The sequence below is a fragment of the Nocardia sp. JCM 38205 genome (genome assembly GCF_058222935.1).
Genome location: NZ_JBYHFL010000003.1, coordinates 778,360 through 793,770 on the forward strand (window position 1 = coordinate 778,360; position 15,411 = coordinate 793,770).

General features: G+C 64.3%; 10 protein-coding genes. 4 read left to right on the forward strand and 6 right to left on the reverse strand.

Features of this window, described 5'->3' with window-relative positions; translation table 11 throughout:
- Positions 1–156 precede the first annotated feature (156 nt).
- Both mycP and eccD read right to left on the reverse strand, forming a co-directional pair.
- On the reverse strand, positions 157–1,569 hold the full coding sequence (mycP, locus tag AC4HOU_RS15115; protein WP_324197394.1) for a type VII secretion-associated serine protease mycosin: 1,413 nt from the start codon (positions 1,567–1,569) through the stop codon (positions 157–159).
- On the reverse strand, positions 1,566–3,032 hold the full coding sequence (gene eccD / locus AC4HOU_RS15120; RefSeq protein WP_163814559.1) for a type VII secretion integral membrane protein EccD: 1,467 nt from the start codon (positions 3,030–3,032) through the stop codon (positions 1,566–1,568). Before eccD ends, mycP begins: the two co-directional genes overlap by 4 nt.
- A gap of 173 nt (positions 3,033–3,205) precedes the next feature.
- Between eccD and eccCa the strand changes: the two genes are divergently transcribed.
- From eccCa to AC4HOU_RS15140, 4 genes are all read left to right on the forward strand, one after another.
- Positions 3,206–7,243 (forward strand): type VII secretion protein EccCa, encoded by a 4,038-nt coding sequence (gene eccCa, locus AC4HOU_RS15125; protein ID WP_195020645.1) that lies wholly within the window; start codon positions 3,206–3,208, stop codon positions 7,241–7,243.
- The gene (locus AC4HOU_RS15130) at positions 7,240–8,700 is read left to right on the forward strand and encodes a type VII secretion-associated protein (protein ID WP_490724637.1); all 1,461 of its coding nucleotides are present in this window, start codon (positions 7,240–7,242) and stop codon (positions 8,698–8,700) included. The genes eccCa and AC4HOU_RS15130 overlap by 4 nt, the downstream gene beginning before the upstream one ends.
- A 129-nt stretch (positions 8,701–8,829) precedes the next feature.
- Positions 8,830–9,171, forward strand: a complete 342-nt coding sequence (locus AC4HOU_RS15135) for a WXG100 family type VII secretion target (RefSeq protein WP_195020647.1) — start codon at positions 8,830–8,832, stop codon at positions 9,169–9,171.
- A 35-nt stretch (positions 9,172–9,206) separates the two neighbouring features.
- Positions 9,207–9,485 carry a WXG100 family type VII secretion target gene (locus AC4HOU_RS15140; RefSeq protein ID WP_195020648.1) on the forward strand — a complete coding sequence of 93 codons (279 nt, stop codon included), beginning with the start codon at positions 9,207–9,209 and terminating at the stop codon, positions 9,483–9,485.
- Between the two features lie 84 nt (positions 9,486–9,569).
- Here AC4HOU_RS15140 and AC4HOU_RS15145 read toward each other — a convergent pair whose 3' ends face one another.
- The 4 genes from AC4HOU_RS15145 to AC4HOU_RS15160 all read right to left on the reverse strand — a co-directional run bounded on the left by AC4HOU_RS15145 (position 9,570) and on the right by AC4HOU_RS15160 (position 15,340).
- Positions 9,570–11,123, reverse strand: a complete 1,554-nt coding sequence (locus AC4HOU_RS15145) for a serine/threonine-protein kinase (RefSeq protein WP_195020649.1) — start codon at positions 11,121–11,123, stop codon at positions 9,570–9,572.
- A 77-nt stretch (positions 11,124–11,200) separates the two neighbouring features.
- Positions 11,201–12,448, reverse strand: coding sequence for a DUF7373 family lipoprotein (locus tag AC4HOU_RS15150; RefSeq protein WP_195020650.1), 1,248 nt, complete (start codon positions 12,446–12,448; stop codon positions 11,201–11,203).
- Positions 12,445–13,659, reverse strand: coding sequence for a DUF7373 family lipoprotein (locus tag AC4HOU_RS15155; RefSeq protein WP_490724638.1), 1,215 nt, complete (start codon positions 13,657–13,659; stop codon positions 12,445–12,447). The genes AC4HOU_RS15150 and AC4HOU_RS15155 overlap by 4 nt, the downstream gene beginning before the upstream one ends.
- 37 nt (positions 13,660–13,696) lie before the next feature.
- Positions 13,697–15,340, reverse strand: coding sequence for a serine/threonine-protein kinase (locus tag AC4HOU_RS15160; protein ID WP_490724639.1), 1,644 nt, complete (start codon positions 15,338–15,340; stop codon positions 13,697–13,699).
- Between the last annotated feature and the right edge of the window lie 71 nt (positions 15,341–15,411).

The following is a 15,411-nucleotide window of genomic DNA, read 5'->3' on the forward strand; positions in this document are numbered from 1 at the left end:
CTGTGAGCCCTGGGAAACTGTGCAGCGAAAGACGTGGGCGCTGTTCTACAGGCACTAGAACCCACAGTCGGCGGGTGCCGACTCGTTGACGACAAATGATGCGGCCCGCCGAATCGGCGGGCCGCATCATTGTGGTCGAGCAGTGTCGGCGGTTGCTCAGTCCTCGCGAACTCCGAATCGGCGGCGGATGGGGAAGGACGCCAGGTAGCCGAGAATCAGTCCACTACTGATGATTCCGGTACCGATCAACGCGACATTGCGTGCGAGGTTGTCCGGCGGTGGTGGGGCTTCGGGCACAGGGAGCTGTACGTTTTGGGCGGGGCTCGGCTGTTTCGCCTGCAAGGGGGTTTCCGGAACCTCGTTGGTGAGTGCGGCGACCGGATCGACCGCGCCGTAACCGATGTAAGGGTTCCAGCCTTCGGCGGGAGCATGAGCAGTAGCCTTCAGGCGCTTCATAACGTCCTGAGCGCTGAGCTCGGGGAAGCGTTGGCGAACCAGTGCAACGACGCCGGAAACGTAAGGGGCCGCGAAACTGGTGCCCTGGAGGCTGCTGACTTTGCCTTGTTCGCCCTTCCCCGTGATGGTGCCGCCGCTGGTCGGATCCAGCCCGACGACCCCCTCACCAGGAGCAGCGATATCGACCCATGGGCCCGGCACCGTGAAGTCCGACGGCTGGCCATTCGGCCCGATGGAACCGACGGTCAAGACGTAATCGTCGAAGCGCGCCGGGGTGACGTTCGTGGTCAGCTTGTCCCAGAGGTCGGCCGAGGGATCGAGCGGGGAGACGTCCGGATTTCCGGCCTGGCACTTCGAAGTCTGATCCATATTGCCGGCGGCAGCGACCACTACGACGTTCTTTTCCACAGTCGCGTAACGCAACGCGGCGCCCAGCGCTTCATCCGGAAGCTGGTATGAGCCGGGCACACAGCTGACCAAAGAGATGTTGATGACCGATGCACCACGGTCGGCTGCCCGTCGTACGGCCGAGGCCAATGCGTTGATGTTTCCGTATCCGGGCAGGTCTTCCGGGCGTTCCTCGCGGGAGCGACCTTTGATCGTGAACTTATCGCTGGTCTGCCGAATCGACATGATTCGGGCATCGGGCGCGACGCCGGAGAACCCTTGATCGGGAACCCTTGTCGCCGCGATCAGTCCGGCGACGATCGTGCCGTGCACATCGCAGTCATTGAGGCCGTCGCCACCGGCCTGCACGTAGTCTCCACCGGGGATCAGGCCCGGTAGACGTGGGTGTGGCGAGACGCCGGTATCGATGACGGCGACGAGCTGTCCCTCCCCGGTCGCGAACTTCCAAGCGTGCGGCAGGTCCAGCGCCCGTTGCGGTTGTGGGATCGTCGGTCCATCGCCGCCACGCTGAATGTCGGCGCAGGCGACGTTCGGCTTGGGCTCCGTCGGATCCGGCGGCACCGCAGGATCACCCGCCGGCAACTTCCCCATATCGATCGGCGGTGGCCGATCCGCATACGCAACGCCCTGGCCGAGACTCAAACCGAACGACGCGCTGAAACCCAGCGTCAGGGCGGCGGCCGTGACGCGGAGGCGCCCGTTCACAGCCCGCGAACGAGGGAGTAGAGCGAGGCCACCCAGAAGACCAGGGGCAGCACGGCTGCGACGAACGCGTATTCGAGCAGTTCGACGGCGCGGCGCATCGGCGGTGTCGCCGATTGGTTGGGGATGATGATGCCGAGGATCAGCGCGGCGATCAGCATGACCATCGCGGCACCGAACACCGCAAGTGGCAGTTCGGCGACGAAGCTCATGCCGATCAGCATGATCAGCACGATCGCCGCACCGCCCGCGATCAGCACGACGGCCTGTTCGGCGCCTGCGTAGGTGCGGCTGCGGAACATCAGCACCACGGCGCACACCAGCGCCAGCGCGATGCCCTGCCAGTAGTAACCCTCGCCGGTGGGATCGGTCGCTGCCAGCGCTCCGATCGCGGTGACCAGCGTGGTCGCCGAGACCAGACCGCTCAGATACATGCGGGCGCGTTCGGATTTGGCGCGCAGCACTTCCATCGTCGGCAGCGCCCGGTGATCGTCCGGGTCGTCCTCGGTCGGGTCGATCGGGGTGCCGGGGGAGGGCACCGGAGGCAGCGGCAACTTCGACAGCAGCATCGAAACCCGCGGCGCCAGCGACAATCCGGCGAGGCCGAGGGCGGCGGCGACCGCGCCGATCGCGCGCACCGGCTGGTCGGTCAGCAATCCGACCAGCGCGGCGGGGACCGCGTAGATCGCGAGCGCGCTCGCGCCGATGAACAAACCGAGCCCGACGCCGGTGACGCGCCACGCCAGGATCGCGGTCGCCCCGAGTAGCACCGAACCGAGCAGGAAGTTCGCCCAGCCATAGTGGTCGGGGACGATGAGCATGCCCGAGGTGAACGCCGTCGGCAGCGCGCAACCGCCGAGCACGAGCGCGGTGGCGGTATCGCCGTACATCCGGCTCAGCACCATGCCGGCGACCACGAGCAGGATCGTCACGCCGAGCGCGATGGAGCCGGTGATCCAGCCCGCCATGGCATCGGGGGCGGCGAGCAGGCCGACACATCCGGCGAGCATGGTGAAGGCGGCGAGAATCGAGCCGGTGATACGTGCGGTTTTGGGCGTCCAACCCTTGAAATGGTCGGCGTCGGCGATCGCGACGTTGTACATGATGTCGTCGAACAGTGGTGTGGGCGCGGTGTGTGCCGCGCTCTCCAACATCAGCAGCTCGCCGTCGCGGACGCCGTGCTCACCCAGGCTCAACGAGTTGGAGAACGGTGGGTGACCGATGCGCGCGAGCACCCACTCGGCCGGTTCGAAGCGTTCACCCTCATTGTCGAAATCATTGGTGCGGCTGTGCTGGGCGACCATGTCGACGACACTCGGAATCACCAGAGCGACCGGGACATCCACCGGGATGGCCATGTCCACCTGGGTATGTTTGGCCAGAATGGTAACCCTGGTCAGGTCCGGTGCGCGGACGATGCCGCGTGAGGATTCCTCCTCGATGTGGTCAAGTCGCGCGTGCGTCAAGGCTCCCCCAACTCGGTCGCTACCTCGTGTTTTCCGCACTCCGCCGGCCCGAGCGGAGCTTGCGAACCCATGGGTCCGGGCAGCAGAATGCTGGTCGAACTGTACGACATGTCGGCGGTTGCCTCTACACTGAGGCCCGAACACCGCAGGCCAAGAGGGGGAATTCTCGTCTTATGAGCACAGTCCGGTTTCAGCGGCGCGCACGCCGGGAGATGCCGCGGACGCCGGGTGGAGAGGTCACCCTGCAGCCGCCTCCCGAGATCCCTCGGGTGACGCCGGGCAATCTGCTCATGAAGTTGATGCCGGTCGTGATGGTCATCGGCATGGTCGGAATGATGGCCCTGATGTTCACTCAGGGTGGCGGCATGATGTCGAACCCGATGACCATGATGTTCCCGGTCATGATGCTGTTCTCCATGGTCGGTATGTTCGCCGGCCAGGGTGGCGGCAAGGGACAGAAGGCCGCGGAGGCCAACGAGGATCGCAAGGATTACCTGCGCTACCTCGATCAGGTGCGTAAAGATGTCGACGAGACGGCCACCCAGCAGCGCGCCGCCGTCGAATGGAGCCACCCGGAACCAGGTCTGATCTGGATGCTGGCAGGCACCAGCCGGATGTGGGAGCGCCGCGCGGGCGACAAGGACTTCTGCCACGCGCGCATCGGCATCGGCGGCCAGCGCCTGGCCACCCGGCTGATCGCTCCGGAAACGGGCCCCGTCGAAGAGTTGGAGCCGATCGCCGCGGTCTCGCTGCGCCGCTTCGTCCGCGCGCATTCCACCGTCCCGGATCTGCCCACCGCGATCGCGGTCAAGGGTTTCGCCACCATCGCGCTCGACGGTGATCGCGGCCAGGCCCGCGATATGACGCGCGCGATGTTGTTGCAGCTGGCCATGTTTCATGGTCCCGATCAGGTGCTGATCGCGGTGGTCTGCGGTCCGGACACCGCCTCGGAATGGGACTGGACGAAGTGGCTGCCGCATTCGCAGCATCCCGATGCCCAGGACGGCATCGGCACCCAGCGCATGTTCTACAGCTCCATCCGTGAGGCGGCCACCGGCTTGCAGCCGTTGCTGGCCAATCGGGTCCGCTACTCGCGCAACCAGCCGGCCAACCCGAACCTGGTGCACATCGTCATCGTCGTCGACGGTGGTCTGCTGGAGTCGGAGGAGGATCAGCTCCGCGAATCCGGCTTCGAGGGCGTCACCATCATCGATCTGTGCGGATACGCTCCGCGCCTTGCGGTTTCGCGCGGTATCAAGATGATCGTCGAGAACGGCGAATGCGTCGGCCGCGGTGCCACCGGCAATCAGGAACGCTTCGCGATGATCGACCGGATCAGCCCCGAGCAGGCCCAGCAGGTGGCCCGCAGGCTGGCCCCGTTCCGCGCCGCGACTCAGCGCAGCAGCGACGTCGAGGTCGATGACACCGAGGTCATTTCCAGCTGGGCCCAGCTGATGAACCTCGGCGATATCGGAACCTTCAACCCCGAACACGCGTGGCGGCCGCGCTACGGCCGGGAGCGGCTGCGGGTTCCGTTCGGTGTCGGCGCCGATGGCCTGCCCGTTGTGCTCGATATCAAGGAAGCCGCCGAAAGCGGTATGGGTCCGCACGGTCTGTGCATCGGTGCGACCGGTTCGGGTAAGTCGGAGTTCCTGCGCACCCTGGTGCTCAGCCTGCTGGCGACTCATTCGCCGGATCAGTTGAACCTGGTCCTGGTCGACTTCAAGGGCGGTGCGACCTTCCTCGGCTTCGAAGACGTCCCGCACGTCGCCGCCGTCATCACCAACCTCGAAGACGAAGCCGACCTCGTCGACCGTATGCGTGACGCCCTGGCCGGTGAGATGAACCGGCGCCAGGAAGTGCTGCGCCAGGCCGGCAACTTCGCCAACGTCTCCGAGTATGAGAAGGCCCGCGCCGCAGGCGCCGACCTCGACCCGCTGCCCGCGCTGTTCGTGGTGCTCGACGAGTTCTCCGAACTGCTCACCCAGCACCCGGATTTCGCGGAACTGTTCGTCATGATCGGCCGCCTGGGCCGCTCGCTGCACGTGCATCTGTTGCTGGCCTCGCAGCGCCTGGAGGAAGGCAAGCTCAAGGGCCTGGAGAGCCATCTCTCCTATCGCATCGGTCTGAAGACCTTCTCCGCCAACGAATCCCGTCAGGTGCTCGGTGTCCCCGATGCCTACAACCTGCCCAACAGTCCCGGTGGCGGTTACCTCAAGTCCGACTCCGGTGAAATCGTGCGTTTCCAGGCGTCCTACGTCTCCGGGCCATACGTCGGTGGTGGTTCGCAGCGTGACATGACCATCGCCACCCAGGCCGGTGAAATCGATGTGCGCGCAAGGCCTTTCGAAGCGGGACATGTCGATTTCCGCAGCGCCGACCGCATCCCGCTGCCCCCCGAGCCCACCGACGATCCGGAACCCCAGGCCGGCGAAGACGGCGAACAGCTGTCCAACATCGGCATGCTCGTGCAGCGCATCCGCGGCCACGGCCGCCCGGCCCACGAGATCTGGCTCCCGCCGCTCGACGAGGCTCCCACCCTCGACCAGCTCGTCCCGCGCTCGATCCTCACCGGCGAGTACGCCGCGGTGGCCACCCTGCGCGCCCCCATCGGCATCGTCGACCGCCCGTACGACCAGCGCCGCGACCCCTTGGTCGTCGACCTGTCCGGCTCCCGGGGCAACGTCGCCGTCGTCGGCGGCCCGCAGTCCGGCAAGTCGACCATGCTGCGCACCCTGATCATGTCGATGTCGCTGACCCACACCGCCGAACAGGTCCAGTTCTACTGCCTCGACTTCGGTGGCGGTACGCTCGCCAGCCTCGAGGGTATGCCGCATGTGGGGTCGGTGGCGGGGCGCCTCGACGAGGACAAGGTCCGCCGCACCATCGCGGAAATGACCACGATCGTTCGCCAGCGCGAACTCCGTTTCCGCCAGCTCGGCATCGAGTCGATGGCCGAGTTCCGCCGCCTGCGCGCCATGGATCCGGCAAGCAGCCCCGCGGCGGCCGGCGCCCATGAAGACCCGTTCGGCGACGCCTTCCTGGTCATCGACGGGTTCGGCTCGATCCGCCAGGATTTCGACGCCCTGGAACAGCCGATCATGAACCTCGCCGTCCAGGGCCTGTCCTACGGCGTCCACGTGGTGATCGCCCTGTCACGCTGGATGGAAGCCCGCCCGGCCCTCAAGGACCAGATCGGCACCCGCCTCGAACTGCGCTTGGGTGACCCGGCCGACTCCGACTTCGGTCGCAAGATCGCCGCCCTCGTGCCGCAGGGCCGTCCCGGCCGCGGTATGACCCCGGAGAACCTGCACATGCTCACCGCGCTGCCGCGGGTGGATGGCAGCTCTGACCCGCAGGACCTCAGCACCGGTGTGGCGAATGCGGTGCAGCAGCTGGCTTCGATGACGCCTGGGCGTCCTGCGCCGAAGGTTCGTATGCTGCCGGATCGGCTGGATCGCTACGACCTGATGTCCACCATCGAGGGTTGGGGCACGGTTGTTCCGGGGCGTCGGAACCTCAGTATTCCGATCGGTATCAACGAATCCGAACTGGCGCCTGTTTTCCTCAACTTCAACGAACAGCCGCACTTCCTCATCTTCGGCGATACCGAGTGTGGAAAGACGACCCTGCTGCGCGGCATCTGCCAGGGCATCATGGAGTCGAACCGGCCACAGGAAGCGGCGATCATCCTCGCCGACTACCGGCGCACTTTGCTCGGTGCGGTCGAGGGCGATCACATCGCCGCCTATGCCACCAGCGCGCAAGGGCTTACCACCAACGTCAATGATCTCGCCGCGCTGCTCAATTCGCGTATGCCCGGCCCTGACGTCACTCCCCAGCAGCTGCGTGAGCGCTCGTGGTGGTCCGGTCCGGATCTCTACTTGATCGTCGACGACTACGACCTTGTGGTCACATCGAGTGGTAATCCGATCGCACCGATCGTCGAATACCTTCCGCACGCAAAGGATGTCGGTTTCCACTTGATCATCGCCCGTCGGTCCGGTGGTGCATCCCGCGCGATGTACGAGGCTGCTATCTCACGCCTGCGGGATCTGGCCACACCAGGTTTGATCATGAGCGGTAGCCGGGAAGAAGGCAGCCTGCTCGGGAATGTCCGGCCGAGTGCGATGCCTCCGGGGCGCGGTACTCTCGTCAGCCGGGCCGGCGCTGAGCTCATCCAGACTTCGTACATCCAGCCGATCTCATGACCGCAGTCGAGCTGATCGTTACCGATGCGCGCCTGTGGGCGCGGAGCTCGAACACGCACGCGGACATGCCACCGTCGGTTGCGCCCGGCAGCGACGGGATGAGTCTCGTCGTCGGAGAACCACTGGCGCCGCAGTCGATGGCATGTTCGGCAGTGCAACTGCTGACCGCGGACCGGATCGCTTATCTGCCGAGCCTGCCTTCGCCGATCGACGCTATGACGGCGGTATTCGGCAGATTGCTTGCCGAGTTGCGTGTTCCGGCGCCTTGCGAACGCCTGACGATCGTCACGCCCACCGAATGGGGGGCACGGCGCCGTTCCGACCTCGAAACTGCCGCTTCTCGTTGCGCCTCCGAGGTGAAGATTCACACCGCAGCCCTACGTGCGGTAGCGGCGGATATTCGAAACCGGGATCGCCGTACGGTGGTGATCGAGTTCGCCCCGTTGTCGACGACCGCGACATCGGTCACCTACGGTCAGCAGGGTCCGGGGATCGAGGCGTGTGAGCACGAGCCGAACCTTGCTGCCGCCGAGATCGCTCCGGACAGCCCAGGTTTGACGGACCTACGGGCACTCCTCGAACGCTTGCTGGCCGGACGGCCCGCTGACAGCGTCCTGGTCGTCGGTGGCGCCGACCCGCGCTTCCTCGAGCTCATCGGTTCGGTTGTCACCGAAGTCAGCGGCCCCGACACCGAAGTTCGGACAGTCGCGAGCGCCGATCTGGCTCGTAACAAGCAGAACGAGCCCACGCACTACCCGACAGCATCCATTCCTCCGCTGCCGCAGACCGAATGGCTGCAACCATTGCGAGAGCGCGCCGCGGCGACTCGGCCGCCGCGTTCGCGCACACCGATCTACATCGGCGCAGCCGCCGTCGCCGCGATAGTGGTCGCAGGTATCGGCGCAGCCGTCGCCATGAACCAGCCCGATGAGACGAGCGGCACGGCAGCAGCGGCCCAATCGTCCACGGTCGCCGCACCCTCATCGCCCACCGTCGCTCCGACAACTCCAGCCAAGGCGACCACTAAGGCCGCACCAGCTCCTGAAACGATCGGCAATATCCGGTTCGAGGTCCCGTCCGGCTGGCGGATCACCGAGGCGGCAGGCGGATCCCGCATCTACTTGGTCCCCGAAGACGGCACAAAGGCCCGAATCACGCTCACTCAAAAGCAGGTAGCCCCAGGTGTCGGCTACGAAAAGGTCGCGGCCGACCTCGAGGCTCAGATCAAGCAACGTCCCGCGGGAACCATGAGCCCCCTGCGCCACGACGTAGTCTTCGGCGGCCGCCCAGGCCTGGCCTACACCGAACATCCAGACGACGGTTCACAAGTCGACTGGCATGTTATCGTCGAGCACAGCACCCAAGTCAGCATCGGGTGCCAATATCAGACAGGGGGGCAAGACACGACAACACAACTCTGTGCAGACGTCGCAACCACGCTGGAAGTCATCCCATGACAACAGCCAAAAATTTCTTCCACATCGATGGAACCGATTGGGCAGCCCTAGCGTCCAATCATCGTGTAGGAGCAGTTCGGCCCTGCTGGCGCAGCGCGTCCGAACCCAAACGTAGAAGCAGGAGGCAGAATGTCTAACATCATTGCCGATTTTGGCGCAATGGAGGCGTCGGCGGGCCACGTCGAAACTGTGAACGGCCAGCTGGCGTCCGAGCTCAGCCGCATCGGTACTCTCGTCGCCGGTTCCGAAGGGAACTGGAAGGGCGAGGCCGCCAAGGCGTTCCAGGGGGTCATGAACGACTACCGCGATGCCTCCGACCGGCTGCACACGGTTCTGCAGGAGATCGCCGATTCCATTCGCAAGAACGGCAAGGGCTTCACCGATGCCGAGCAGGCGCACCTCGACTCCATCCACAAGGCGGGTGCGTCGGGCGAGCTGGGCAAGGCGAGCAGCCTCAACATCCAGAGCTGAACAACAGAACCAGTCTTTTTCTTTTAGGAGGCGAAATGCTTTACAACGAAGGCCAGCTGATCGCGCTCGCTGGTGACATCCGTACGTCCAAGAGCCGTCTGACGGAGACCCACGACGAGCTGACCGGCTACGTCAACCAGCTGGTTGCGTCTTGGGAAGGTCAGGCGCAGGCCGCCTACCGTGACAAGCAGGCCCGCTGGGACGACGCCCACAACGACCTGCTGACGATCCTCGAGGCGGTCGCCAAGGTCGTCGAGGACGGCGCCATCGATATGACCACCGCCGACAAGACCGCGGCTCAGTCCTGGATGTGATACCAGGGCCGATGGCCTGCCATAAGGTGCGCTTCCAATCGTCCAGCACGATTCGAAGCGCACCTTTTTTGCTTGATGCCGTACTCATTTAATACGCTGGCGAAGCACCGGAACCAGCTGATCCAGCAAGGTTTCCTCAGAACGCCCGGACCAATCGCGCATGGCCGAAACAGCTGGTGGCGCGTCAACGGCGATCACCTGCGAGCGTGAATGCACAATGTCGAAGGGCAACCCGGTGAGGCCACCACCCCCCGCTTGGGGATCGCTTCGTAGCACTATGAGGTACGCCTTCGGGTCGTCGGCGATTTCCGAAATCCTCCCCTCGACAGGGCCCCGGGCTGCCTGGCCATTGCCCTGAGTGAGGTTCAGATTGTAGATGAACCCCAACTTCTGGAGGAATTCCGCCTGTGGTGACTTGTTGTAGTAGACCTCCACGGACTCCGGCCCTTGGTAGTCCACTACGGTGACGGTTTTTCCCTGGAATGCGGGGTTGTCCACGCGGGCCCGGGACACCGGCGCGGCGTCGGTGGCTCCGGCCGAAGCGGCTGCGTCCGCTGGAGCCGGTGCGGCATCGCTATTGGTGATCCATACTGTCGCACCGACCGCCAAGGCGACCGCGAGGGCTGCGGCTCCAGCGCCGGCGATCATCTTGCGCCGACCGGCGCCGTTGCGCGGGTTCGACGGTTGAAGCGGTGGCGCGATATCCCCGGTCACCGTCGCGGCACGGGCACGTGAATCGGGCGGCAACACTTGGACGGGGTAGGTCGGTGAGGTGTTGGTGGAAACGGGATGGTGTCCCGGAGTCAGAGCTGCTGCCGCAGCGGCGGTGAATTCCTTGCAGGAGCCGAAACGCTCCGCCGGATTCTTTGCCATGGCTTTGGCAAAGACACGGTCGATGGCATTCGGCAGCCCTGGACGAACCACGGAAGCGCGCGGTGGTGGTTCATGAAGGTGTCCCATCATGACCATCGCTGGTTGGCTTGCTGGGTAGGGGTTCTGGCCGGTCAGCAGCTTGAAGAACGAGCAGGCGAGGCTGTAGATGTCGGCGCGGTGATCGAGAGATTGGCCGCTGAGTTGTTCCGGCGGCGCGTAGGCGATGGTCGCTACGAAGCTTCCGGTCTGTGTCAGGTTATTGGCGTCATCGGACGATTTTGCCACGCCGAAATCGGCGAGGAATACCCGTTCTTCTTCGTCGCGGGACGTCGACAGCAGGAAGTTGGCGGGTTTGACGTCGCGATGCAGCAGGCCCTTTCGATGAGCGTAGTCGAGGCCCTTGCCGACCTCGGTGACGATTCGGAGAGCCCGCAGTGGTGACATCGAATACGGATTCTGCGTCAGGTCGGCCGAAGCGTCCGTTCCCTCGATGTACTGCATCGCTATCCATAAATGCCCCTCCTCTTCACCTCGGTTGTAGACCGATACGATATTCGGATGGTCGAGACCGGCGGCGAGGTTCGCCTCTCGTTCGAACCGGGCACGGAATTCATCGTTGCGGGAGAGCTCGCCGCTGAGCACTTTGAGGGCGTCCGTTCGCGGCAAGGTCGGGTGTTTAGCGAGGTAGACGGTACCCATCCCACCGGCGCCCAACACCTTCAGAATCCGGTATCCACCGACGATGGTGCCTGGGCTCATCGCCATGTCTCATGTCTCCTGGTCGTTCGCGGGCGGTTCTCAGCAATCGTCCGTTATTGAGCTCGCGTCGGGGTTCCGCGTGCTTACCGGCTATTTGCGAACAGCGCGTATTGTGCGGCCGCCCTTTGATGTACATCGGTTATCTGGTTGGAGCCCACATAGCCCACGTATCGGTCGTAGGCGACGATGCACATGAACTCGGCACTGCCGCCCGGGTCTGCTACCTCCACGCAGGCGGTATCCGGCACGTCTTTCGGGGGATCGAGCACCCTACTGAACGGGTATGCGGTGACCTTCTCTTCGACGGCTCGCTGTGCGGCCTCGGGATCGGCTACCCGAAAAGACAGCGTTCCGTAGGAGCTGGCCACTCGGTCTGCGCCCAGACGGTCGAGGAAAGTTTTCGTAGCGCCGGCGTCCTCAGTGAAATGCAGGAACCCGTCCGGCTCGAACACCCCGTAGTCCTCGTCCACGGTGGGGCTGTGGAACTGGTTGGGGTTGAGCGTGCGGCGTAGCATCCGCTCGGGATCCCAGGGAAGTTCGAGCATTCCCTCGTCAGTTATCGGCGGGAGCGCATCGAGCATAGAAAGTTGCTTTTCGAAAGCCTTTTCCGCGAGGCCCTTCAATCCGTTCAGGTCGGAGGTGGGCATAACTACTGTGATCGACACGACATAGGAGCCCCGGGCCGTGAACGATCGGAGTGCGGTCCCGCCGGGCTTCCAATGTGACAGCGCTGCTGAGTGTTTCGGAAGCTCGACTTCCTCATTGTCCTTGAACCGATCGCGGTCCGCTCGGAAGAACTCGTCGGCGGCCTTCTGGGCGTGCGCGTCGTCGACATATTGCGAAACCGCGATCGCGAGCGAGGTCGATGGTCCCCATGCCGACTTGGTTTCGGGCCATTCGTAGTAGCTTGGTGTCGAATAGAGCACGCTGCTGGCCGACGTCCGGAAACCGAACAGCATCTTGTTCCGCTTGGCGATCGCGGTCAATTCGGCTTCTTTGCCCATGAAGTCGGGCAGACCAGTATCCGACATACTCGTACCGTAAGAGTTGAGTTTGAGCGCGGGATCGATCAGATACGGGTGCGGAACGTGGTTGGCCAGCCGCATTCCTGCGATTTTCCAGTAGTCGTAGAATCCCGGAACCGGCGTGTCATCGTGCGCATCGAGTGGTTCGGTCGGATATTGCCCGGTGTCGAAAATTCGGATGTCGATTTCACCGGCCGCTGGTGATCCAGGGATGGTCGAGCCACATGCTGTTGTCAATACCGCAGTGGCAGCAACGGCCAGGATGCCTGCCAGGCGGAGCTTGGTAATTCTGCGGGAAGTTTTCACTGGGCATTCACCAACAAGCTGTACTGGGCCGAAATCAGCTGATGGATATCGGTCAACTGCAATGACCAGGTCTGTGCGACATAGCGATCGTATTTGACCGTGCAGTAGTACCTTGGCACGTAGCGATCTCGGCCTATGTATTCCTTGCATTTGGCGATCGGGAGACCCTTGGGTGGGTCGATGCTGCGATATTTCTTGTCGAGTTCGCTCACATCGTCCATGAGGCGATCTGCGGCACCCGCATCACGTGCTCGCCACAGCAGGGCGTCGCCCTCGACGTACCGGTCCACGCCTAGTTCGGTGAACAGCTGCTTCCTGTCGAGCGGCAACTCGGCGAGATGAAGGGCACCGTTGGCGGTGAACACCGCCGGCGGGTTGACGAGGGGATTCCCTTCGGACCGCGGCAGTACCCGCTTCATCATTCCGTCGGGGTCGGCCTGAAGCTGCATAAGCTTGTCGGCGGGTGTCGGTTCGAACTTCTCGAGCGCTGGGACCACGACATCGAGGCTCTTCTGCACCAAACCGAGGAGCGCCGGAAGATCATCCTTCTTCAGCCAGGTCTTGACGTAGTCGTACACCCAGGTATAGATGACCAGGTTGCCAGAGGCGAACCAGGAGCCGATCGATTGCACTCCCGGTTCCCAGTGTGCATGCGCTTCGGGGTATCCGGGGATGGCCACTCGTTGGTTCCTGTTGTTGTAAAGGTAGTCCGAATTCTCCAGCGCGGCCGCTGCTCCGGCGGCTCTGGCGGCATCGGGAAAGATCAGCACTGCATTCATGAAATGCAGTCCCGCATGGTCGGGTTTCGTTTCACCCTCGCTGAGAAATCCTGAAATGAATCCGGCTGCGTCCTTGTCGAAATTGTCGACCGCAATGAGGCGGCCGAGCTGCTCTGGCCCGAGCAGGATCCGCCCCATGGACTGGTTCGAGTAATTGAATCCCGGGTCGATTTCGGCGGGGAGCGGAAGGTGTTCGGCAAGCCGGGTCGCTTCGACGATACGAGCCTGGTCGATAGTCTGCACCGTACCGAATTCGCGGGGCCGAGTAGGGAATCCGCCGGGATCCAACGTGCTCATGTCGATTTCCGGTACCGGAGTGGAAGCGGCCGGCGTATCGGTCGAACCACATGCCGTCGCACCGATTGCGATGGCTCCGGCCGCGAACAATGCCCATAGCCCTCGATGCGAAGACGACAGCACAGTCGGCTTCAATTGGACTCCCCCTTGGTAGATCGCAGTTGAAGGGATACTACTTCACCTGTGCCGACAGGATCGGGACGAGCTTCTCCAGTAGCAGCGGCTGCGACGAGCTGGTCCAATTCCGGAAGGCGTTGACGGTAGCCGGGTCGTCGACCACGATGACGATCGACTTGACGTCGGTGACGTATGGGCTGAGTCCGGATAGTCCGCCGCCACCAGCGCCTTCGTCGCTGCGGATAGCGACGATGTAGTCGGAATTCACTTTGGAGAAGGTGGAATAGCGGTCTTCTTTGGTCACCGGCCGAGGCGAGGCTTCGTCGCCTGACTTGGCGAAGCCCGGATTGTAGACGAACCCCAGATCCTGGAGGAACTTCGCCTGGTCGCTCGGCGCGAGATACATCGCAAGCTGGTTGTCGTAGGCCTTTCCGCCGGTGACATCGACGACCGTGACGGACTTACCTGCGAATGCCGGATTGTTCTTGCGGGCTTCCTCGATGGAGCCGGGTGCGGCGTTGGTCGATGTGCCGGCCGGCCCTGCGGGCGTATCGCCGCCGGTCATCGCCCAGATCCCGATTCCCGCAGCCAGTGCGACGACGATTACCGCGGCTGCGGCGGTCAGGAGGCGGGCGCGGTTGCGGCGGGGCTCGGTGGGGGTGGGAGCCTGCTGGATGGATGGCGCCGACATATGGGCCCGCGGGTCGGTGGGTGGGCGGGTCTGCTCTGCGGTGTTGTTGACGGCGTAGCGGGGCCAGCTGGGTTCCTGGGCGTGGGGGCCCGCGGTGTAGCCGAGGGTGCCGGTGGGGTGCTGGTGGGCGCCGGAGGTGTAGCTGGGGCCGGGGGCGTGCGGGATGGAGCCGGAGAGGACTCGAGCTGCGGCGTCGGTGAATTCGCGGCAGGTGTTGAAGCGTTCGGCCGGGTTCTTGGCCAGGGCGCGGGCGAAGACCTGGTCGATGGCGGGGGGCAGGTTGCGGTTGACCGCGGTGGCCCGTGGGGGTGGTTCGTGCAGGTGGCCCATCATGACCATGGCGGGCTGGGTTGCCGGGTAGGGGTTCTGGCCGGTGAGCAGTTTGTAGAAGGCGCAGGCCAGGCTGTAGATGTCGGCGCGGTGGTCGAGCCGGCCGCCGGCGAGTTGCTCGGGGGGCGCGTAGGCGATGGTGGCGACGAAACTGCCGGTCTGGGTGAGGTCGGTGGTGTCTTCGGAGGATTTGGCGACGCCGAAGTCGGTGAGCAGGACGCGTTCTTCCTCGTCGTGCTCGGCCGAGAGCAGGAAGTTCGCCGGTTTGACGTCGCGGTGGAGCAGCCCGCGACGATGCGCGTAGTCCAGCCCTTTACCGACCTCGGTGACGATGCGCAGCGCGCGCTGCGGGGTCATGGCGCGCGGATCGCGCTCGAGTTCGGCGGCGGCGTCGGTGCCGTCGACGTACTGCATGGCGATCCACAGCTGGCCGTTTTCCTCGCCGCGGTTGTAGACCGACACGATGTTCGGGTGATCCAGTCCGGCGGCAAGGTTCGCTTCACGTTCGAACCGGCCCCGGAACTCGTTGTCGGCACTGAGGTGCCCACTGAGCACCTTCAGCGCGTCCATACGGGGCAAGCTGGGGTGTTTGGCCAGGTAAACGGTGCCCATCCCACCCGCGCCGAGTACGCGCTGGATGCGATATCCGCCCACGATGGTGCCGGGGCTCATCGCCATCTCGCGGTCTCCTGTCTTGGCTGGTTCGGCATCGGGGTGCCGGCTGGGGCGGACGTTCTTCGGAGCATAGT

Coding starts and splice junctions, on each gene's coding strand:
- AC4HOU_RS15140 (WP_195020648.1), top strand. CDS start 9,207: ATGCTTTACAACGAAGGCCAGCTGATCGCGCTCGCTGGTGACATCCGT.
- AC4HOU_RS15135 (WP_195020647.1), top strand. CDS start 8,830: ATGTCTAACATCATTGCCGATTTTGGCGCAATGGAGGCGTCGGCGGGC.
- AC4HOU_RS15130 (WP_490724637.1), top strand. CDS start 7,240: ATGACCGCAGTCGAGCTGATCGTTACCGATGCGCGCCTGTGGGCGCGG.
- eccCa (WP_195020645.1), top strand. CDS start 3,206: ATGAGCACAGTCCGGTTTCAGCGGCGCGCACGCCGGGAGATGCCGCGG.
- AC4HOU_RS15160 (WP_490724639.1), bottom strand. CDS start 15,340: ATGGCGATGAGCCCCGGCACCATCGTGGGCGGATATCGCATCCAGCGC.
- AC4HOU_RS15145 (WP_195020649.1), bottom strand. CDS start 11,123: ATGGCGATGAGCCCAGGCACCATCGTCGGTGGATACCGGATTCTGAAG.